Genomic DNA, 20,766 nt, shown 5'->3' on the forward strand with positions numbered 1-20,766 from the left:
TCATTTTGACGAGGGGCTAGTCTTGCAGCGCCCAGTATGCCCCAGCACCAGGGCTAGGCCCGAATATTATGGTCAGTGTTCGCCGGCCGCCTCCGCAGCATCCAGCCTGACGCCGTAGCCCCACAGGCGGCGCAGGTGCTTGAGGACCTCTTCCTGATCCTCTTCATCCAGATGGATGCCGTCGCGCACGGTATGTGTCAGCTTCAGCTCCCGGTCGCCCCGCAGGTCCGCGTCCGTCACCTGGATATCCGGTTCCAGATAGGCAAGGTCATACTGCTTGGCCAAATCGCGCCGGATCGCCTTGTAGCCCGCGCGGTTGTGGATCTGGCTGACAACCAGATTGGGCAGATCCGCGTCATTGGTCAGAGTGAACAGTTTGAACTTGCGGATCAGGTTCGGCGACAGGAACTGCTGGATGAAGCTTTCGTCGCGGTAGTTCGCCCAGGCATCGCGCAGCACACCGCGCCAATCCGGGTTGCCCGCGAAGTCCGGGAACCACTCCCGGTCCTCATCGGTCGGATCCTGGCAGATGCGCCGGATGTCCTGCATCATCGCAAAGCCCAGCGCATAGGGGTTGATGCCTGAATACCGCGGGTCGTCAAACTCAGGCTGCATCACCACATTGGTATGGCTGTGCAGCATCTCCATGTAGGCGCCTTCGGTGATCTGGCCTTCCTCATAGAGCTTGTTGATGATGTAGTAATGCACGAAGGTCGCGCAGCCCTCGTTCATCACCTTGGTCTGTTTCTGCGGATAGAGGTATTGCGCCAGCATCCGCACGATACGCAGGATTTCGCACTGCCAGGGCTCCAGCACCGGGCTGTGTTTCTCCAAGAAATACAGCAGGTTTTCCTGCGGAAGGTTCATCTGCTTGCGGCGCGCGCTGTAGGACGCATCCTCGGCCTCTTCCAGCTTGTCGCGCCCCAGGGTGCTATCGGTCCAGATGTCCAGCACGCTCTGGCCGCTTTCGTAGCCCTCGCGCACCTTCTGCATCGCGACCAGTTCCTCGCTGGTTGGCTTGGGCGGGCGGCCATAGCGGAACACGCCTTGGGATTGCAAGGCATGGGCGGCGTCCAGCACTTCCTCCACCGCGCTGAGGCCATAACGCTCCTCGCAAGCGGCGATGTAATTTTTGGCAAATGCCAAATAGTCATGGATGCCCGCCGCGTCAGTCCATTGCTGGAACAAGTAGTTGTTCTTGAAGAAATGATTGTGCCCAAAGGCCGCATGCGCCATCACCAGCGTCTGCATCGCCATGGTGTTTTCTTCCATGTTGTAGCTGATGCAGGGGTTGGAGTTGATGACGATCTCATAGGCCAGCCCCTGGCGGCCGGTCCGGTACAGCGCCTCGTCGCGGGCGAAATGCTTGCCGAAGGACCAGTGCTGATACATCAGCGGCAGGCCGACACAGGAATAGGCATCCAGCATCTGCTCGGCAGAGATGATCTCGATCTGGTTGGGATAGACATCCAGCCCGAGATCTTCGAGCGCGATCTGCTCGATCGCGTCGCGCGCCTTTTCCATCAGCTCAAAGGTCCATTCCGGCCCGTCGAACAGCGGCGCGCGCGCCTTTTCAGCTGCCTGCATTCTGCACCCCTTTCACCTTGGGAAGGAAGAACTCCCGGAAAATCGGATAGATATGGCCCGGCTGCGACACCCGCTGCATCTCGAAATGCGGGGCCTGTGCTTTCACCTCACGGTAGTTCTGCCACAGGTCTTCGCCTGCTTCCGGGTTGTTCAGCAGCATTTCCGCCGCTTCATCTACAATTTCCACATAGGCATAGAACTGGCTGACCGGCAGCAGGTCGTTCAGCAAAAGGTTCTTGCAGCGTGCCGAGTCATTGCCGAAGTTCTCCCCGTCGGAGGCCTGAGCGCCGTAGATGTTCCACTCATCCGGCGGATAGCGTTCCTCGATGATCTCCTTCATCTTCTCCAGCGCGGTCGACACGATGGTGCCGCCGGTTTCGCGGGCGTAGAAGAAGGTTTCCTCATCCACTTCCTGCGCGTGGTGGGTGTGGCGCACGAACACCAGTTCAGTGTGCTCATAGCAGCGTTCCAGGAACAGGTGCAGCAGCAGGAAGAACCGTTTTGCCAGGTCCTTCTCGCGCTCTTGCATCGAGCCGGACACATCCATCAGGCAGAAAACCACGGCGCGGGAGTTGCGGATCTTTTCCGGCACAAAGGTGTCGTAGCGCAGGTCCAGCGGGTCGATATAGCCGACCACCTTGCGTTTGCGGATGATGCCGTCCAGCTTTTTCCGCAGCGCCTCCAGGAATTCCTCCTGCGGAGGGGTGCGGTCGTCCAGCGCTTCCAGTTCAGCGATCTGCTCTTCCAGGTCGCGCTGGGATTTGGTGGTGGGACGCTGCAGGGCGATTCGGCGGCCCAGCGAGTTGCGCATGGTGCGCACCAGATTGAGGTTGTTGGGCGTCCCGGCAGTTGTCAGGCCGGCGCGGCGGGTGCCAATGGTTTCAGTCTCCACCGTGGCTTTTTCCACCAGATCCGGCAGTTCCAGCCCTTCGAACAGGATTTCCAGATATTCCTCCTGGGTGAGGGTAAAGGAAAACTCGTCCTCGCCGTCGCCCTCCTCAGACGCCTTGCGGCCGCCCTGCCCCGCGCCCCCCTGGGGACGCTTGATGGTGTCGCCGACAACAAAATCCTTGTTGCCAGGCAGCACATGGCGGCGCAAGCCGCCCTTGGAGGAATGAAAGAACCGCGGCTCCTTCAGACCCCGCGACGGGATCGTGACCTTTTCGCCTCCGTCAGGGACGCCGCTTCCGTTCTGGATCGACTTCCCCCGGACCGACTGGTCGACGCGCTCCTTAATGTTCTCCCGGGCCCGCCGCAGGAACCGCTGGCGGTTCCCGAGGCTCTTGCCCTTCGGATTGGCGCGCCTGTCGATGAAATGATGCATGTTGCACAGCGCTCCTCTTTAGCCCGCCTTGTTGACGCGCATGTACCATTCGACCAGGCGCCGGACCTGCCGGTCGGTATAGCCGTGGCCGCGCATCCGCTCGACGAACTCCTGGTGCTTGCTCTCGGTCTTGCTGTCCTTCTTGGACCCGAAGGATATCACCGGCAGCAGTTCCTCGACCTGGGAGAACATGTGCTTCTCGATCACGTCGCGCAGCTTCTCGTAGGAGTTCCAGGCCGGGTTGGACCCGGTGTTGGCACGGTGGCGCAGGGCGAATTTCACGACCTCGTTGCGGAAGTCCTTGGGATTTGCGATGCCGACCGGCTTCTCGATCTTGCTCAGCTCCGCATCCAGAACCTCGCGGTTATAAAGCTGACCGGTGTCCGGATCCTTATAATCCTGCTCCTCGATCCAGGCATCGGCATAGGCGATGTAGCGGTCAAAGACGTTCTGGCCGTATTCGGTATAACTTTCGAGGTACGCCTTCTGGATCTCGTTGCCGATGAACTCCTCGTAGCGCGGCGCCAGCTCGGTCTTGATGAACTCAAGATACTTCTGTTCCATCTCCTGCGGAAACTGCTCGCGCTTGATCATCTGCTCCAGCACATACATCAGATGCACCGGGTCCGCCGCGACTTCGTTGGTGTCGAAGTTGAATGTGGTCGACAGCACCTTGAAGGCAAAGCGGGTCGAGATGCCGTTCATGCCCTCATCCACGCCAGCGCGGTCCTGGTATTCCTGCACCGTTTTGGCCTTAGGATCGGTGTCCTTCAGGCTTTCGCCATCATAGACCCGCATCTTCGAGTAGAGGTTGGAGTTCTCATGCGGCTTTAGGCGGGTCAGCACCGAGAAGCGAGACAGGATCTTCAGCGTCTCCGGCGCGCAGGGCGCATTGCGCAGCTCGCTGTTCTCAATGAGTTTTTCGTAGATCGACGTCTCATCCGAGACCCGCAGGCAGTACGGCACCTTGACGATCGACACCCGGTCGATGAAGGCCTCGTTGTTCTTGTTGTTCTTGAACGACTGCCATTCGCTCTCGTTCGAGTGCGCCAGGATCAGTCCGCTGAAGGGAATGGCGCCGAAGCTTTCGGTGCCCATATAGTTGCCTTCCTGGGTCGCCGTCAGCAGCGGGTGCAGCATCTTGATCGGCGCCTTGAACATCTCCACGAATTCCAGAATGCCCTGGGTCGCACGGTTCAGGCCGCCCGAGAAGCTGTAGGCGTCCGGGTTATCCTGGCTGAAATGCTCCAGCTGGCGGATGTCGACCTTGCCGACCAGAGTGGAGATATCCTGGTTGTTCTCGTCACCCGGCTCCACCTTGGCGACACAGATCCGGCGCAGCCGCGACGGATGCAGGCGCACAACCGAGAACTTGTTGATATCGCCATCAAATTCATCCAGACGCTGCACCGCCCAGGGCGACATCAGACCCGGCAGCCGGTGCTGCGCGATGCCGTATTCCTCCTCCAGCACTTTGCCCATGCGGACCGGGTCAAACAGGCCCAGCGGGCTTTCGAAAATCGGTGAGATCTGGTTGCCTGCCTTCAGCACATAAATCGGCTGATCCTCCATCAGGCGCTTCAGGCGTTCCGCCAGCGAGGATTTGCCGCCGCCAACCGGCCCCAGCAGGTAGAGGATCTGCTTGCGCTCCTCCAACCCTTGTGCGGCGTGGCGGAAGTAGCCGACGATCCGCTCAATGGTGTCTTCCATGCCATAGAAATCATGGAATGCGCTGTAGCGCTTGATCGTTCGGTTCTGAAAGATCGGCCCGAGCCGCGCGTCCTTGGACGTGTCTACCAGCTCCTCTTCGCCAATTGCCCTCAGCATCCTCTCGGCGACGTTCGCGTACAGGCTTGGATCGTCGCGGCAGGCATTCAAATAGTCCTGCAGCGGCATTTCCTGCTCGCGCGTTTCGCCGTACTGCTCTGCAAAAAGTTCGGCAATGTCTTTCATCGTGGATCAAGCCTCCTGGTTAACTGGCGCCGTTCCTCCTGGCGTTTCTTCGCGCACGGACAGACGGGTGCCCAGCACGTGGGCATAAGTGTCCGCGTCAGTGTTGAGTTCTGATTTCTGCTCGGCGCCGCTGCTGGCGTTATACGTCCGGCTGGCCGCTCTTGGCGGCGGCCTGCGCCCGGTTACCAGGGCTGTCGGCGTCGTCTTTACTTACTCTCGAGCTTACACCAATTACGAACTTCTTCCTATCTGAAAGTGGTGTACTTTTAATTAATTGCCAGAATCTTTTGCGGGAAATTTTCATCACATCAAAGCGAACACCCCCTTCAACCACCCCTTCTGCAACGCGGCATTTCAGCGGCTTGCGGGCGCACTTCCGCCATGAGGTGATTATCGCATCGCGAACTCGCCCCTGAGTAATATCCCGCAGCAGGAATGCTTGCTTTCTTGGACCAGCCGCAGCGGGGTCCACCCCGGCACTAAGGCTGGTCCGCAGCTGCTTTCCCGTGAAAAAGCTTAAAATTTCTGCGGCAGCCAGGACACGGTTGCCGCTTAATTTACTGTAACAGCGGCGCCCATCCACTGGACAGGCCTCGAAAAATCATCACAGTATGGCCTCAAAATGGCCGCAAAAGACGGCCGGTGGGCGAAACTACAGGCAACGGAACCACGCAGCGCGCGCCAATTGATTTCGGCGCAGCCGCGTACAGATTGAGCGGTAAAAAAATGAGCACGGTAGCATTTATTACCCGCGACATGGCGGGCACTACACAGCATGGCAATTTCTCCGAAGGCACGCCGGCGCGCATTAATGCGGGCCCGGCCAAGGATATTTCGCTGAATCTCAACCCAGCCGACGTCGAGAGCTATGCCCGCCGCGGCGGCGACCTTCACATCACCCTGGCCAACGGACAGGAACTGGTGCTGGAAAACTATTACTCCTTCAGCTCCACCGGTGGTAAGAACCTCTTCCTCAGCTCCGAAGGCGAGTTCATCGAGGTCGTTCTGGAGGACAAGTCCAGCGGTATGCTCTTTGCCACCTACGAACCGCTCGACCTGACCGGCAAGTGGAGCGCCTACGACGAGATGGTGTTCCTGGACGTCGACCGGATCGAGCCGGTGGTTGCACCGCTCGCCGCACCGCTGTTCGGCGGCCTGGGGGCCGCAGGGGCCGCAGCAGGTGTGGTTGGCGCAGCCGCCATCGCCGGCAGCGGCGGAGGCGGCGATGGCGGCACCGCCGCAATCGTGCCTACGGTGAATGACCCGGACGCCACCTACCCGGTGTCGGGCTCCACCACCTCTCCGGTTGAAATCACCGGCACCGGAGCGCCGGGATCCGAGGTGACAGTCACCGTCGGAACCGCGACCCAGACAACCACAATCGATGACGACGGCAACTGGAACGTGACCTTCCCGGTTGATGATCTGCCGCCGGACGGAAACTACGATTCAACCGTTCATGTTGTTGACCCGGATGGCACCGAATTCGACCTGGATGGCCCCACAGTGGTGATCGACACTGTTGCCGATGTAACCCTTGATGAGGGCCAGGCTGGCGGTGATGACATGATCAACGCAGCGGAAGCCGCGGATGGCGTCACCCTGACAGGGACTGCTGAAGCAGGTGCGACTGTCGAAGTCACTTTCCAGGGTGTCACCCGCACGGTCACCGCCACAGAAAACGGCACTTGGAGCGCGGACTTTGCGGCGTCTGAAATCGCCGCTGGCGAGTATGACTCAGAAGTTACCGTCAAGGCGACAGACAGCTTTGGCAACACCGGCAGCGTGACCGGCACCATCCGTGTTGACACAACAACAGCGGTGGAGATTGATCCCGGCCAGGCAGGCGGCGACGATCTGGTCAACAGCTCCGAGGCCGCGGCAGGCCTGACCCTGACCGGCACCGGCGAGGCAGGGGCGACGGTCAGCGTCACTGTAGAAGGCGTGACCCGCACCGCCACGGTAGACGCGGACGGCAACTGGGCCGCCGTGTTCGAAGCAGGCTCGCTGCCTGCCGGCGAATATGACACCACCGTCAGCGTGACATCGACCGACACGGCCGGCAACACTGCGACGGCCACCGCCGACCTGCGTGTTGACACGCTGGTCGACCCGCTGACCCTGGAATCCGGCAGCATCGAGGGCGACAACGTTGTCAACGGCTCCGAACGCAGCGACGGGGTGACGCTGACCGGCACAGTGGAGCCGGGCTCGACCGTTGTCGTGCAACTGGGCAACGCCACCGAAACCGCAACTGTCGATGCCGCCGGCAACTGGAGCGTGGATTTCGCCGCCTCCGACATTGCCCAGGGCAGCTACGACGCAGATATCACTGTCACGGCCACGGACGCCGCCGGCAACACCTCGGAAATCAGCGACACGCTGACCATCGACACCGAGGTAACGCCGTTCACTGCAGACAGCAGCCAGACCGATGACGATGTGCTGAACGTCGCAGAGCGCGCGGCGGGCCTGACCATGACCGGCACAGTCGAGGCTGGATCCAGCGTTGAGGTGACCATCGGCGGCGTCACCCGGGCTGCGACCGTGGATGCGGACGGCAACTGGAGCGCCGCCTTTGACGCGGATGACCTGCCCGAGGGCAACACCACTGCCACAGCAGAGATCACCGCGACCGACGCGGCGGGCAACACCCAAACCCTGACCGAAACCTTCGGCATCGACACCGAGTATGACGCTCCGAACGTCGGGGATGTGATCAGCACCGGCGCCGGTGTCAGCGGTTTCTTCAGCGACGATTTTGAAGCCGGCGACACAGCGCATGAGCTGACCAGCGGTGGCGGGGTTGCCGACATCACCGGCACCGAAACCGACCTTGGCGCCGGCCGGACTTTATTCAGCTTCGACGCGGACGTTCCGGACGGCTCGCATCTGGTGGTCAACCGCGTCGACGACGCGGGCAACAGCTCCGGCACGATGGTTGTGCTCGAGGACGGGGCCGGCGCAACGGTGCTGGACCACGCAGGCCTGTCGCAATTCAACATCGATGAGCTGAACCTGGTTCATGCTGATGGCGTCGACCTGACCCTGACCGAGGCGGACATCAACGCGCTGTCCGGCAACTCTGACTCGGTGACTGTGCATGGCGGGGCGGATGACACGCTCACGATTACCGGCGCGACCGCAACGGGCACAGAGACCATCGATGGCGAGGCCTACAACGTCTACACCATCGGCGATGACGGCACCACGCTGATCGTCGACGAAGACGTCAATACCGTAATCTGAGCGACTGGCCTGGCGGGCAATTCCGCCGGGCCCAACACAACAAAAGCCTTAAACACAAGGGCAAAGGGCAGGATGCAACCGGGACGCTTTCTTTGCGCCATCGCAGTGATGTGCAGCCTGTCGGCCTGCGCCCAGTCACCGCTGTCCGGCGGGTCCGAAGGCGCCGGTGCATCAGCACCGCGCAGCAATTTTTCCCAATCGGGCGATGCCTCCTCCGAAGTGATCCGGAAGCTGATGGAGCGCCGCTCCCTGCTGACTGATGACAGCGCTTACGGCGAGGTGGCGCAGGCCGCGATTGCCGCCTCGTCCCGCGCGGCCGAGGCCGAGCTGATCAGCGCCAAACTGCGGGCCGAAGCCGCCTCCAAGAACTGGCTGCCGACTCTGGGCCCTTCGGTCAGCCTGACCGATCTGGGCGATCTTGTAGCGGGACTGCTGATCGAGCAGGTGCTGTTCGACAACGGCCGCCGCAAGGCAGAGCGGGCCTTTGCCGCCGCTGATGTCGAAGTCGCCGCGGTCAACCTGTCAGAAGACATGAACAGCAGGGTGGAAACGGCGGTTGGGCTGTATGCCACTGCCCTGCGCGGCGACGAGAAAGCTGCCTATGGCAACCGCGCCCTGCGCCGGATGCAGGACTTCCGCCGGATCGTTCAGGGGCGTGTTGACGGCGGTGTGTCAGACCGTGCCGACCTCAATGTCGTGGACAGCAAGATCAGCGGCATACGCACCGCCACCGCTACCGCCCAGGACGCCGCCGCCACAGCGCGCGCCGAGCTGCAGGCTATGACCGGGCAGTCTTTCCCCCGGAAGCCCGCGCATCTGGAGATTGGCACCCCGCCCGAGCAGGTTCAGTTCCTGTCCGTGCTCAAGGCCGGCGCTGAGGCAGAGCGCACAATTGCCCAGGCCAAGTCGGGGCGCGCAGGCCTGCTGCCGCAGATCTCGGCTGCGGGCAATGTAACCACCGACGGGTCCGGCGCCGGGATCACCCTCGGTACCGGCCAGCCGCTGGGTCTTGGCACCCCTGCAGCCATCCAGGCGCTGGAAGCCTCCAAGGAGGCCGCAACCCGCCAGGTGGGCGAAGCAGAGGAAACCGCCCGCCGCACCTACAGCCGCCAGATCCAGCAGATAGCTTCCTACCGCCGCCAGGAGGCCGAGACGGCAGCCCTGGTGCGCCGCAGCCGCGAAACCTACGAGCTGTTTCAGAAACAGTTCGAGGCTGGCCAGCGCCCGGTGATGGAGGTGATCCAGGTCTACGAGGAGCTGGTGCGCCGCGAGCAGGCCTTTATCGACGCGAAATACGAGGTGGTGCTGATCCAGCTGCAGCTGGCGCGCGACCTGGGCCTATTGGCCGATGGGGACAAGATTTGACGGACACGACACAAAAGCCCCCGCGCCCCCTGCCCGCCACCGGCAAAAAACCGGTGCTGCGGGCTGTACCTGCTTCACGCCCGCACGCTGCACCGCAAGCCGGGATGCAGCCCGCCAATACCCCTGCCCCGGCGCCCGGCCCCAATGCGCCGCTCAAGCCGCGCACGGACAATCAGACCAAACCCCAGCCGCAAGAAGCGCAGCCAGAGGTCGGCTCCCTGCTGGAGGGCGCTGCGGCCCGTATTCAGCACCGCGCCAGCCTGATAGCCACACTGGCCGCGCTGAAGGGCAGCGAAGTGCCGATCAGCGACGTCGCCGCCTTCCTGTGGAAGGAAACACCGGGAGATTTGTCCCTGCACACGCTGGCCAAGGCGGTGCAATCCGCCGGGTTGCAGCCCAAAATTCTGGAGAAGCAGAGCCTCGCCCCCGCGCTGTGGCCTGCGCTTGCGGTGATGTCCGGCGGCCAGTGCGTACTGGTGCTGAGCCAGGCAGATGAAGCGCTGACCATCTACGACACCTCCTGCCCGGATAATCGCACAGAAGTGCCGCTGGCGGAGTTCTCTCCCTATTTCACCGGCACGGTGCTGTCGGCCCGCCCTTCGCTCAGCCAGATGGCGGCCAAGCACACGCCGCAGATCGATCCCGGCCACTGGTTCTGGAGCGAGTTTCCCAAATACCGCCGCCAGGTGGGTGAGATCATGCTGGGCTCGCTGGTGGCGAACATCCTGGCCGTCTCCGTCGCGCTGTTCTCCCTCCAGGTCTATGACCGGGTGGTCCCGCACCAGTCGCACGCCACGCTGTGGGTGCTGGCGGTCGGCGCCTTTTTGGCGATCGCGCTGGAGGCAATGCTGAAGCTGGCGCGCGCGCGGCTGACCGATGCGGCCGGCCGCCAGATCGAGCTGTCGGTGCAGCACAACCTGATGCGCCGCCTGATCGGGATGCGCTCGGACAAGAAACCGCTGCCGCCCTCCGGCCTGTTTGCCGCGATGCGCGATTTCGGTTCGGTGCGGGAGTTCTTCACCTCCTCCACCATCTCGACGCTGGCAGACATCCCCTTTATCGCGGTGTTCCTGCTGCTCGTGGCCTCCATCGCCGGGCCAGTGGTCTGGGTGATCATCGCCGGCGGCATCCTGATGCTGCTGCCTGCCTATTTCATGCAGAAAAAGATGATCGCCTATACCCGCCAGACGCAGGGCGCCAATGCCAAGGCGGGGCGGCTGCTGCATGAGGTGGTGACCGAGCTGGACACCGTGAAGACCCAGCGCGGCGAGGACCGGGTGCTGCGGCTGTGGGATGAGCTGAATACGCTGTCGTCGCATTCCGCGACCGAGCAGCGCAAGCTGTCCAGCGCCCTTACCTATTGGTCGCAGGGCGTGCAGCAGGCAACCTATATAACTGCGGTGGTGCTGGGAACGCTGCTGGTCTTTGCGGGCGAGTTCACCGTCGGCACCATCATCGCCACAGGTATTCTGACCAGCCGCACGCTGGCGCCGCTGACGCAGTTTGCCGCCACGCTGGCACGCTGGAGCAACGTCAAGGCGGCGCTGGAAGGGCTGGATGCGATTGCCCAGGCGCCGCAGGAAAAAGAACAGGAACGCACTTATCTGCGCCGCCAGAAAATCGAAGGCCGGTTTGAGCTGCGCGAGATCATGTTCCGCTACGAGGACGACGCGGCGCCGACGCTGGACGTGCAGGCAGTGGCGGTCACGCCCGGCCAGCGGGTTGCGGTGCTGGGCGTCAACGGATCGGGCAAGTCCACACTCCTGAAACTGCTGTCCGGCCTTTACGCCCCCGACCGGGGCCGCATCCTGCTCGACGGCACCGACATGGCACAGATCGACCCGCGCGACCTGCGCGCCAACATCGGCTACCTCAGCCAGGATGTGCGGCTGTTTGCCGGCTCCCTGCGCGACAACCTGAACCTCAACCAGCTGGAGCGCGATGACGACCGGCTGATGGAGGCGCTGGAGTTCGCAGGCCTCGGCGCCCATGTGCGCAACCACCACAAGGGGCTGGATCTGGAGATCAGCGACGGCGGCCATGGCCTCTCGATCGGCCAGCGCCAGTCGATCGGCTGGGCGCGGCTGTGGCTGCAGGACCCGTCCGTCGTGCTGCTGGACGAACCCACCGCGGCGCTGGACCAGACGCTGGAGCGCACCCTGGTCAGCCGCCTGGAAGGCTGGCTGGAGGGCCGCACCGCGGTGATCGCCACCCACCGGATGCCGATCCTGTCGCTCACCAACCGGACCCTGATCCTGCAGTCCGGCCGGATGGTGGTGGACGGACCGCGTGATCAGGTTCTGGCCCATCTGGCCGCCGGAGAAGGCAAATGAGCATGGCCCTGCACGATCCCTATGGAAATGCCGAGACGCCCCGCAGCGCCAGCCGGATCATCTATCTGGCACTGGCCGCCGTTGTGACCTTTCTGATATGGGCCGCCGTTGCCTCCATCGACGAGATCGTCCGCGGCGAGGGCCAGGTGGTCTCCTCCTCCCGCGCGCAGATTGTGCAGAACCTCGAAGGCGGCATTCTGGCGGAGCTGCATGTTCGTCAGGGCGATATCGTTTCCGCCGGCCAGGTGCTGGCCAAGCTGCAGGACACCAAGTTCCGCGCCGCCGCCGACGAGCTGCAGAACCAGATCGACGCGCTGGAGATCAAGCGCCACAGGCTGGAAGCGCAGATGAAGGGCGCCTTTGAATTCTCCGTGCCGGAGATGCTGGCGCAGCGCTCCCCCGGCATCCTGGCCTCGGAACGCGGCCTGCTGACTGCGCGTCAGACCGACTTCACCAGCCGCCGCGACAGCGCCCGGCAGATCATGGATCAGCTGAACGCCGAGCTTGCCAATATGGAGCAGCTCTACAAGCAGAAGATCGTCGCGCTGATCGAGGTGAACAAGGCCCGCAAAGCCGCAACCGACGCCCGCGCCAAATACAGCGAGATCGGCACCCAGGCAGAGCTGGAACAGGCGGAGGAGTATTCGCAAACCCTGCGCGACCTCACGACCCTGCGCCAGGAACAGCGGCTGGCGGTGGACCAGCTGAACCGCACCATCATCACCTCCCCCATGGCTGGGATCGTCAACAGCCTGGCCGTGACCACCATCGGCGGCGTGATCCGTCCCGGCGAGGAAATTCTGGAGATCATCCCGCTTGGTGAAGAGCTGTTTGTCGAGGCGCGGGTGAAACCCGAAGACATCGCCAGCGTGCAGCCCGGCCAGGACGCCACCATCAAGCTGTCGGCCTACGATTATACCATCTACGGCTCACTGCGCGGCAAGGTGGACTTCGTCTCCGCCGATACTTTTGAAGATGAACGCAACCCGCGCGCCGAACCCTATTACCGGGTGACGGTGCGGGTCGACAAATCCGGCTTCACCGAACGCCAGCAATCCATTGAGATCCGACCGGGCATGCGGGCCACGGCGGAGCTGCAGACCGGTGCCAAGACGGTTCTGCAATACCTGCTGAAGCCGTTGTACAAATCCCGCGAGGCTCTGCGCGAGCCGTGATGACGCTGCCAGACCTAGGCCGTTGCAGCCGCACAATTACTTTGGTTTCCGGCTGTTCCTAGCCCGCGAGGCGCATGAGTTCGCGCAGCGAAGCATCCAGCGCTGTGCCGATTGAAACCCGCCGTTTGCCCATCGCCGCCTTGGCTGAGATCACCGAAACCAGCCGCGGCGGCAGGCCCGGGCGCATCTCCAGCACCGGCGACCCGGACGCGCCAAAGTCCACCAGGCAAGACAGCACCAGGGTCCGGCTTTGCCGTGCCAATACGCTGCACGACGGTTCCAGCCCCGGCCGGGTGGCATGCCTGCGGGTATAGGACAGAACCCCCAGAATATCACCGCGCGCCGCGTCCGGCGACATTGTCAGAGGCTGGATGCGGCTGCGGCTGATCGGGCGGTCCAGCTTGAGTACCGCAAGATCGCTGCCGATCTGATGCTTCCCCGCGGGCCGGTAACGGTATTGCGGATGCATCACCGCCTTAACCACCTGCCGCAGGGCCACTGCCTGCCGTCCCGACAGACCGGCCTCAAACCAGATCGCCGCCGGCGCAACCTGCGCCCCTGTGCGCGGATCAAACAGGCAGTGCGCTGCCGTCAGCACAAGATCCGGCGCAACCAGCGCGCCGGTGCAGATGTTGCCGTTTGCAATGTTCAGCCGTCCGACGGCCTCCCACCCCTCAATGGATGCGGCGGCTGACTGCGTATCACTCGCAGCCGCGCCGATGGGCATGCCCAGGGACAGGCATGCCGCCATCGCAGCAATTAGTCGTCTCATTACCCACTCCAGCTTCCCGCAAACCTATCGTCATTCAGGCGTGCGGCTGGAATGAGGCCCGAAATTGCCGTGAAGAGGCAAATTCATGGACAGATTGCGGCAGCGTTAACAATTCCCTAACCCCCCGGTTATTGATGATTAACCATGACAAATAAGACCCATCCTTTGCCAGAAAAACCCGCACAGCGCCGATGGAAACCAGAGAACTCCCCGGAAACGCGGTAAAATATTCTGCCGCTCAACCGGGTTTCGAGCGCAGTACAGCCACTATACCAGCGATTCGCACTCTCAGCTTTGTTAACTATTTGCTGCCGCGTGGGTCCTCTGAGCCGGAGGGGATGGCTCCACACTGCCGTCGCCCGCGCCGCCGCAATCGTTAATGGCCGGGCAGTCCCGGATGAGCGCTTGCGCATAAAACCACAGCAACAGACTGCTCTGCGCATTGCCCTGCTCAACCTAATAGCGAAGTAAAAAAATCGAAACCCTATCGTAAAAGTACAGGCGCATTAACCGATAAAAAATCTATCTATCGTTGAAAATGAAGACAATCGCATCACTCGCATCTGACGCGGCACCACCCGCGGGATGCCTCTCCGCTGGAGGTCAAATTGAAAATTCTGAAATCCATGAAGCTCGCTTACAAGCTGCCGCTGCTGATCGTCAGCACTGCACTGGTGCTGACAGCCGTTCTGATTGCCGTCAGCACCAGCAACTTCCGCCGCGGCGTGCTCGAGAAGAGCGAAGTGTTCATGCAGTCCCTGGTGCAGGACCGCGAATTGGCCCTGCAATCCTATTTCGAGGGAATAGAGGCCGCCATTCTGACGATCGCTTCGGTGCCCTCGACGGCCGATGCCATGAAAGACTTGACCGCGACCTGGTCCACCCGGGCCGGCGAAGGCCAGGCCGAGGTGCAGAACCTTTCACTGTTTGCCTCTGCAGCATCTCCCTACGAAATTCACTTCGAGCGCAATCATCCCGCCTTCAAGAGGGTTATGGAGAGGATGGGCTTCTATGACATCTTCCTGATCAGTCCGGCAGGGGACGTGGTCTTTTCGGTCACCAAGGAAAGCGACTACGCCAGCAACATGATCACCGGCCAATACCGCGGCACAGGTCTGGCCAAAGCGTTCCGGATGGCGGAGGACGGAGAAGCCGGCCGGGTTTATTTCTCCGACATCGAAACCTATGCGCCCAGTGCGGATGCCCCGGCGGGCTTCGCGGCAACCCGGATCGTGGATGAGGCAGGCCGGTTTGCGGGGGTTTTCGCCCTGCAGGTTGCCATTGACGAAATCGCAACGATCACCACCAATTTCGGCGGCGAGCTGGAAACGCTGGATGTTTACCTGATCGGCGGCGACTTCAAAGCCCGCACCCAATCGCGCCTCGAGGGGCGGCACCGCGTACTGGAAGAGCTCCCCAGCCTGCCTTACATTGAATCTGCCTTTTCCGGCATCTCCTCCGGAAGCGGCTCTGCTGGCGCGGGCGGTGACCACGCCGGAATATTCCACCCTGCCGTCCAAAAGCCGGATGGGCGTACCGTGGCAGCCGTCACCGCACCCTTCGCTTACCGCGACCTAAATTGGGCAATCGTGGCTGAGCTCGACCGCGAGGAAATACTGGCGCCCGCTGTCCGGCAGCGCCAGATCATGCTGCTGATCTCCCTGTCCCTGGCTGCCGTTGTCTCCTGTCTCGGCTGGCTGTTCGCGCGGTCGATCACCCGCCCGATCGACAAAATCTGCGCGCACATGGAGGCCGTTGCTTCAGGCGATCTGGACACCAGCATCGAAGCCGCCGGGCGGAACGATGAAATCGGCAAGATCGGCAAAACTCTGGTTTCTATGCAAGCCGACCTGAAACAGGCCCGCCTCGCCGAAGAGCGCCGCAATGAGCAGCAGCAGCAGCAGCAATTCGTGGTTGAAAGCATGAGCGCCGGCTTGGTGCGGCTGTCTGCCGGGGATTTTTCGCAGCCTATCACAGAAGCCTTTCCGGAGGACCACGAACAGCTGCGCCGTGATTACAACCTGACCTTGGAAACGCTGAAGGACACTGTGCAGCAAGTGATCGTGGCAGCGGGCAGTATCCGCAACGGTGCCGCCGAAATCAGCCAGGCCTCCGACGACCTCTCGCACCGCACCGAGAGCCAGGCCGCCACGCTGGAGGAGACCGCCGCGGCGCTGGATGAGCTGACCGCATCGGTGAAGTCCGCGGCAGAAGGCGCCCGCAGTGTTGAGGCCACCATGGCCGAAGCGCGAGCCGACGCCGTGTCCAGCGGTTCTGTGGTAGGAAACGCCGTTTCTGCAATGACCGAGATCGAACAGAGTTCGAACCACATCAGCCAGATTATCTCGGTGATCGACGACATTGCCTTCCAGACCAACCTGCTGGCTCTGAACGCGGGCGTCGAGGCTGCGCGCGCGGGTGAGGCCGGCAAGGGCTTTGCCGTGGTCGCAAGCGAAGTGCGGGCGCTGGCGCAGCGTTCCTCGGATGCGGCAATGGAGATCAAGACCCTGATCGGCGACAGCTCCCAACAGGTGGAGCGCGGAGTGGATCTGGTCGGCAAGGCCGGCGAGGCGCTGCAAAGCATCGTCGAACGGGTCACCCATATCTCGCAGCTGGTCTCCGGCATTGCCGAGGGTGCGGCAGAGCAGTCCACTGGGCTGGCCGAAATCAACACAGGCGTGACCCAGCTCGACCAGGTGACACAGCAGAACGCTGCCATGGTGGAGGAGGCCACCGCGGCAGGCCACATGCTGAACACGGATGCTGCCAAGCTGGCAGAGCTTGTGTCGCATTTCACGATTGAAGGGCAGACTGCATCCCGCCCAGACCAGCACGGTGTGCCCAAGTCAGGTGCGGTTGTGCATGAGGTGGCGGATGAACTCTGGAACGAAGAGCCCATTCGCCCTGCAGCAACAGGTACCGGCGGGGCAGGCAAATGGCAGGACTTCTGAGCCAAGCCAGTGCAGACGGCGCGGAGCCGGCCGCCGCTTCCTGGCAAGGCTGAAGCGGCGGTTCTCGACCTGAAGGCTTTCCGGCATCCTGACTGACTGGAAACCCAAGCAGCAAGGGGCGGCCGCATGTTCGCCGCGGATCAATTACCGCAGCGCATCATCCGCCCCCTGCTCGAGCCGCCAGACTGCGGTTCCGGGCCGTAAAACACTGTCTCTGACGGCGCATGACGCGGATAACTTTCACCGGGTCCGCTTGCTCTGCGCAGCAGGGCTTCACGCCGCTTTCTTTCTCTAGTGACGCCCCGGACTAAGCCATGACAATGGAGCGCGCGGAAGCCACGGCTCTGCCGCAGCGCCTTCGCAGCTGAACTGTGCTGCGTCCAGCCTCTCTGCCACGGAAAGTTGATGGATCCCGGCCCGCTCAGCGCTTTCCGGGCGCGCGATCCGGCAAAGGCCATTCAGAATATGCGCCAGCCCAAGCGCTCCAGGCTGCCCGCCCGGCACCATGAAGCGCAAGGGTTCCGCAAATAGTATTTGCCCAACGTTTCCTTAACGTAAAATCCCGGCTGCCGTATCCAGCGCTCAGTTTTCCTTAATCAAATACCTCAAGATAATGACCCCATGCGTGAAATCGACTGACAGCAACTCCACCTAAAGTGAGCGCCGGGACAGCCGCTCCCGGTGCAGCGTAGTTTAAAAGGTAACAGAATGAGCAATACTCAGTTCTCCAATAGGGGTGCCCCGCCGGTTCTGCAGCCGGTCAATTTGAACATCCTCTCCGTCGACGACGATGAGATCGACAGGCTGCGTCTGAATAAGCTGTGCCGTAAGGCCGGGATGACGGCCGAATTCCACGAGGCCGCGACCTTGGAAGAGATGCGTCAGCGTCTGGACGACGAACAGTTTGATCTGGTGTTCCTCGATCATAACCTGGGCATGGAAACAGGGCTGGATGCTTTGAGACTGCTGGTGTCTCACGAAGATCAGGTTCAGGCTGTTCCGATAATGCTCACAAGCGCAACCAACTATCATATCGCTGTCGAGGCCATGCGCCGGGGCTGCGCGGACTATATTGTCAAGGATGAGCTGACAACGGATTCCCTGATGAAATCCATCGCCTCTGCGCTTGAGCGCCGGGCGCTTTACGGGCAATTGTCGAGCGCACGCGCTTCAGAAAAGGAGCTGAGGCGGATTTTCCAGCGGTTCATCGTCGGCTGCGGCCCCGATCTCCGGCTGCTTTTGAGCAGAACGCTCGCCGGGGTGCGCGTGATCAAGTCGCAGGCGCGTCAGGATGGCAGTCTGCCGCCCCCCATTTTGTCAGATGTCTCAATGCTGGAACGCAGCTGCAAGGATCTGGTTGTATTCATGGATGACCTGGACAGCGTGATCGACGACACCCGGGAGTTTACCGCCAAAGTATCCCCCAATTTGCTGCAGTAACGGCCAGCCGAATTTGCCGGCGGGACCGGAGCTCCAGAGCAAATCCTTCCCGGGAAACTCCAAGCCTTCCGGCCCCCATGGCCAAGGGCCTTCTCTGCAGGCTGCGCCACAGGACTGCCATCGCGGGAAAACGCGAAAGCTTGCTTGTGGTGTGGCTGCATTGCAGTCCGCCGGTCCAGTGGAACCCGGTTCCGCCTCCCCCGGCCGCTGGCCTTTCCGGAACAAGGAAAAAGCAGCATGACACCCGACACGCGAGCCGCCAGCCGCCCTGCCCTGAACATCGTTCTTGTCGAGGATGATGACGGCGACGCCAAGGCCCTTCGCCGCGCTTTCAGCCGGGCGAGGATCGCCAATCCGATTCAGCGTTTTACCGACGGCGTCGAGGCCTTGGCCTTTCTGCGGGGCGAGATGAGTCAGGTGCCGCCGCCCAGCTTTGTCGTGCTGAGCGACATCAATATGCCCCGGAAAAGCGGCATAGAACTGCTGGAGGAAATCCGCGCTGATCCTGTTCTGCGCAAGATCCTGTTTATCGTGCTGACAACATCGGAAGACCAAAGGGATATCTCTGCAGCCTACGCAAACAACGTGGCCGGCTACATTCTCAAGTCCAATGCCGGCGACATGTTTGTCGATCTCATGGCCACGCTCGATCACTATTGGCGCATCGTTGAATTGCCCGAAATACACATCAGAAAGGTATCCGATGACGGCTCTCAGCATCCTGATCATTGATGATGACGCAGGCGACCGGAAACTGGTGCGCAGGCTTTTGCTGCAGTTGCACCCCGACGCCAAGGTGGCCGAGGCGGACAGCGGGAAAAGCGCCTTAGCTCAAGCTGGCCTGCCAGTTGACGTGATCATTCTGGACTATCTCCTGCCGGACGGAACCGGGCTCGACCTTATCGCGCAGCTAACCGGCAGCTGGCCGCGGGCGGTTCTGTTCATGACCACCGGCCAAGGCGACGAAGAGATCGCCAAGAGCGTCATTCTGGCCGGGGCCAGCGACTATATTCCCAAATCCGCCATCACCGCCGAAGCATTGCAACGGATGATTGCAAACGGGCTGAAGGTTGCTGAAATGCGCTGGCGGATCCAGGAACAGCAAAATGAACTGCGCTTGTTTTCCGATGTGCTGGTGCATGACATGCGGGCGCCGCTCAGGGCGATCAAATTTCTCAGCGACCAGATTGAGGAGGATTACCAGGATGGCGAATTCGATGAAGTGACCCGTCAGCTGGAGCTGATGAAGAAATCCGTCCGCAAGACCTCCGAACTGATTGAACGGCTGGCAAGCCACATCAACCCGCACAGCACTGGGACCGCCGAGCAAGTCACCGTCGAGAGCCTGTTCGACAGCTTGCGTGCCGTTTTGGCGCAGGACCTTGCGGAGTCCGGCGCCCGTATCGAATGGCAGTCCGGCGGCCTGAGCGTCTTTTGCTTTCCTCCCGATATCGTTCAGCTGCTGCAGAACCTGATTGGCAACGCGATCAAGTATAGTGGCGGGCGAACACCCGAGATTTCGGTGTCCGCCGAGCCCGCGGGCTCAGGCGTGATGATCTCTGTAGCGGACAACGGCATTGGGGTTCCGCCAGAGTACAGGGAAAAGATTTTTGAGCCCTTCAAGCGGCTGCAGCGCGGCAGCACGCAGCCTGGCACCGGGCTTGGACTGGCGACCTGCGCCAAAATCGCCAAACGCCACAATGGGACAATCTGGTGCGACCCGCATGCGGATTCCGGCACAACAATCCGGTTTGTCGTCAGCCTTGAAAACAGCCAGACGCAAAAATCAGCCTGACGATGTTTCCCGTCTTGCGGCAGCAGGCGTGCAGGGAGACCAGCCCCGGTCCGTCCTCGCCCCGCGTCAGGGCTGAGCAGGCCCGGCGCCCCGCGGTTGTCAGGCGCCCGTCAGTACCGGGAAATGCGCCAGTAATGAGGCTTTGGCTTCCAGGATATGCGCTCTGGTCAGGTCGGAGGCCAGCCGGGCATCACCCGCCTCGCAGGCCTCCAAAATTGCAAGATGCTCGCGGCCGGCACGCTCCATGCCGTTGCTCATCACCAGCTGCGCCCGGATATAGCGGTCGATCCGGTCCATCGCGCCATTGGCCGCTTCGCGGAAAAAGGCCAGCCTGCTGGCACTGTACAATCCGTCATGGAACGCCCGGTTCAGCACCCCCCATTCCATCGGGTTTTTTGAGGCATCGAAAGCGGCAAAATCGGCGCGCGCCTGTGCCAGCAGCTCCTGCGACATCCTCGGCACGGCATCGCGGATGATCTCCGGTTCCAGCAGCGCACGGAAGTCAAATATCTCGGCGGCCTCATCCGCCGACAGGCCGGCGACCACAGCCCCCTTGAACCGCTGCGTCCGGACCAGGCCGTGCTCCTCCAGCCGGTTGATCGCTTCACGCACGGGCAGCCTGCTGGTCTTGAAATGGCGCGCGATCTCGTCCTGACGGAGCGGCTCACCTTCCGCCAGCCGCCCCTCGACAATGGCCTTGCGCAGCGCTTCAAACACAACTGCCGAGGCCGAGGCCGTTTTCGAGATATCAACCGGGTCCAGTTTCATGGCAGCGCGCCTCCTCTACAGCAGGTGTATGCCAAGCGGCCTGCACGGAAAAGG

14 protein-coding genes are annotated in these 20,766 nt (G+C 61.9%); 8 read left to right on the forward strand and 6 right to left on the reverse strand.

Annotation, left to right across the window (positions count from 1 at the left end):
* Window positions 1-72: 72 nt before the first annotated feature.
* The 4 genes from AC5STI_RS09975 to AC5STI_RS09990 all read right to left on the reverse strand — a co-directional run bounded on the left by AC5STI_RS09975 (window position 73) and on the right by AC5STI_RS09990 (window position 5,447).
* Window positions 73-1,587, reverse strand: coding sequence for a SpoVR family protein (locus tag AC5STI_RS09975; protein WP_475047098.1), 1,515 nt, complete (start codon window positions 1,585-1,587; stop codon window positions 73-75).
* Window positions 1,574-2,911 (reverse strand): YeaH/YhbH family protein, encoded by a 1,338-nt coding sequence (locus AC5STI_RS09980; protein ID WP_475047100.1) that lies wholly within the window; start codon window positions 2,909-2,911, stop codon window positions 1,574-1,576. Before AC5STI_RS09980 ends, AC5STI_RS09975 begins: the two co-directional genes overlap by 14 nt.
* An 18-nt stretch (window positions 2,912-2,929) precedes the next feature.
* Window positions 2,930-4,864 (reverse strand): PrkA family serine protein kinase, encoded by a 1,935-nt coding sequence (locus AC5STI_RS09985; RefSeq protein WP_475047102.1) that lies wholly within the window; start codon window positions 4,862-4,864, stop codon window positions 2,930-2,932.
* Between the two features lie 139 nt (window positions 4,865-5,003).
* Window positions 5,004-5,447 carry a hypothetical protein gene (locus tag AC5STI_RS09990; protein ID WP_495446565.1) on the reverse strand — a complete coding sequence of 148 codons (444 nt, stop codon included), beginning with the start codon at window positions 5,445-5,447 and terminating at the stop codon, window positions 5,004-5,006.
* 143 nt (window positions 5,448-5,590) lie between these two features.
* Here AC5STI_RS09990 and AC5STI_RS09995 point away from each other — a divergent pair, with 143 nt between their 5' ends.
* The 4 genes from AC5STI_RS09995 to AC5STI_RS10010 all read left to right on the forward strand — a co-directional run bounded on the left by AC5STI_RS09995 (window position 5,591) and on the right by AC5STI_RS10010 (window position 12,986).
* Window positions 5,591-8,113, forward strand: a complete 2,523-nt coding sequence (locus tag AC5STI_RS09995) for an Ig-like domain-containing protein (RefSeq protein ID WP_495446566.1) — start codon at window positions 5,591-5,593, stop codon at window positions 8,111-8,113.
* A gap of 72 nt (window positions 8,114-8,185) precedes the next feature.
* Window positions 8,186-9,478 carry a TolC family protein gene (locus AC5STI_RS10000; protein ID WP_475047105.1) on the forward strand — a complete coding sequence of 431 codons (1,293 nt, stop codon included), beginning with the start codon at window positions 8,186-8,188 and terminating at the stop codon, window positions 9,476-9,478.
* The gene (locus AC5STI_RS10005; protein WP_495446567.1) at window positions 9,475-11,811 is read left to right on the forward strand and encodes a type I secretion system permease/ATPase; all 2,337 of its coding nucleotides are present in this window, start codon (window positions 9,475-9,477) and stop codon (window positions 11,809-11,811) included. Before AC5STI_RS10000 ends, AC5STI_RS10005 begins: the two co-directional genes overlap by 4 nt.
* Entirely contained in the window at window positions 11,808-12,986 is a 1,179-nt protein-coding gene (locus AC5STI_RS10010; protein ID WP_495446568.1) for an HlyD family type I secretion periplasmic adaptor subunit, read from the forward strand. The genes AC5STI_RS10005 and AC5STI_RS10010 overlap by 4 nt, the downstream gene beginning before the upstream one ends.
* Before the next feature lie 58 nt (window positions 12,987-13,044).
* Here AC5STI_RS10010 and AC5STI_RS10015 read toward each other — a convergent pair whose 3' ends face one another.
* Complete coding sequence (locus tag AC5STI_RS10015) at window positions 13,045-13,758, reverse strand: trypsin-like serine peptidase (RefSeq protein WP_495446569.1); 714 nt, start codon at window positions 13,756-13,758, stop codon at window positions 13,045-13,047.
* Between the two features lie 626 nt (window positions 13,759-14,384).
* Between AC5STI_RS10015 and AC5STI_RS10020 the strand changes: the two genes are divergently transcribed.
* The 4 genes from AC5STI_RS10020 (at window position 14,385) to AC5STI_RS10035 (ending at window position 19,944) form a co-directional block, all read left to right on the forward strand.
* Window positions 14,385-16,709: a methyl-accepting chemotaxis protein gene (locus AC5STI_RS10020; RefSeq protein ID WP_495446570.1), complete on the forward strand. Its 2,325-nt coding sequence runs from the start codon at window positions 14,385-14,387 to the stop codon at window positions 16,707-16,709.
* Between the two features lie 708 nt (window positions 16,710-17,417).
* Window positions 17,418-18,149: a response regulator gene (locus AC5STI_RS10025; protein WP_475047114.1), complete on the forward strand. Its 732-nt coding sequence runs from the start codon at window positions 17,418-17,420 to the stop codon at window positions 18,147-18,149.
* 237 nt (window positions 18,150-18,386) lie between these two features.
* Window positions 18,387-18,881 (forward strand): response regulator, encoded by a 495-nt coding sequence (locus AC5STI_RS10030; protein WP_475047115.1) that lies wholly within the window; start codon window positions 18,387-18,389, stop codon window positions 18,879-18,881.
* Window positions 18,853-19,944, forward strand: coding sequence for a sensor histidine kinase (locus AC5STI_RS10035; protein WP_495446571.1), 1,092 nt, complete (start codon window positions 18,853-18,855; stop codon window positions 19,942-19,944). The genes AC5STI_RS10030 and AC5STI_RS10035 overlap by 29 nt, the downstream gene beginning before the upstream one ends.
* A 99-nt stretch (window positions 19,945-20,043) precedes the next feature.
* Here the strand turns inward: AC5STI_RS10035 and AC5STI_RS10040 are convergent, their stop codons facing one another.
* On the reverse strand, window positions 20,044-20,712 hold the full coding sequence (locus AC5STI_RS10040) for a GntR family transcriptional regulator (RefSeq protein ID WP_495446572.1): 669 nt from the start codon (window positions 20,710-20,712) through the stop codon (window positions 20,044-20,046).
* Between the last annotated feature and the right edge of the window lie 54 nt (window positions 20,713-20,766).

The sequence above is a fragment of the Leisingera sp. CC-HEC096 genome (genome assembly GCF_059429235.1).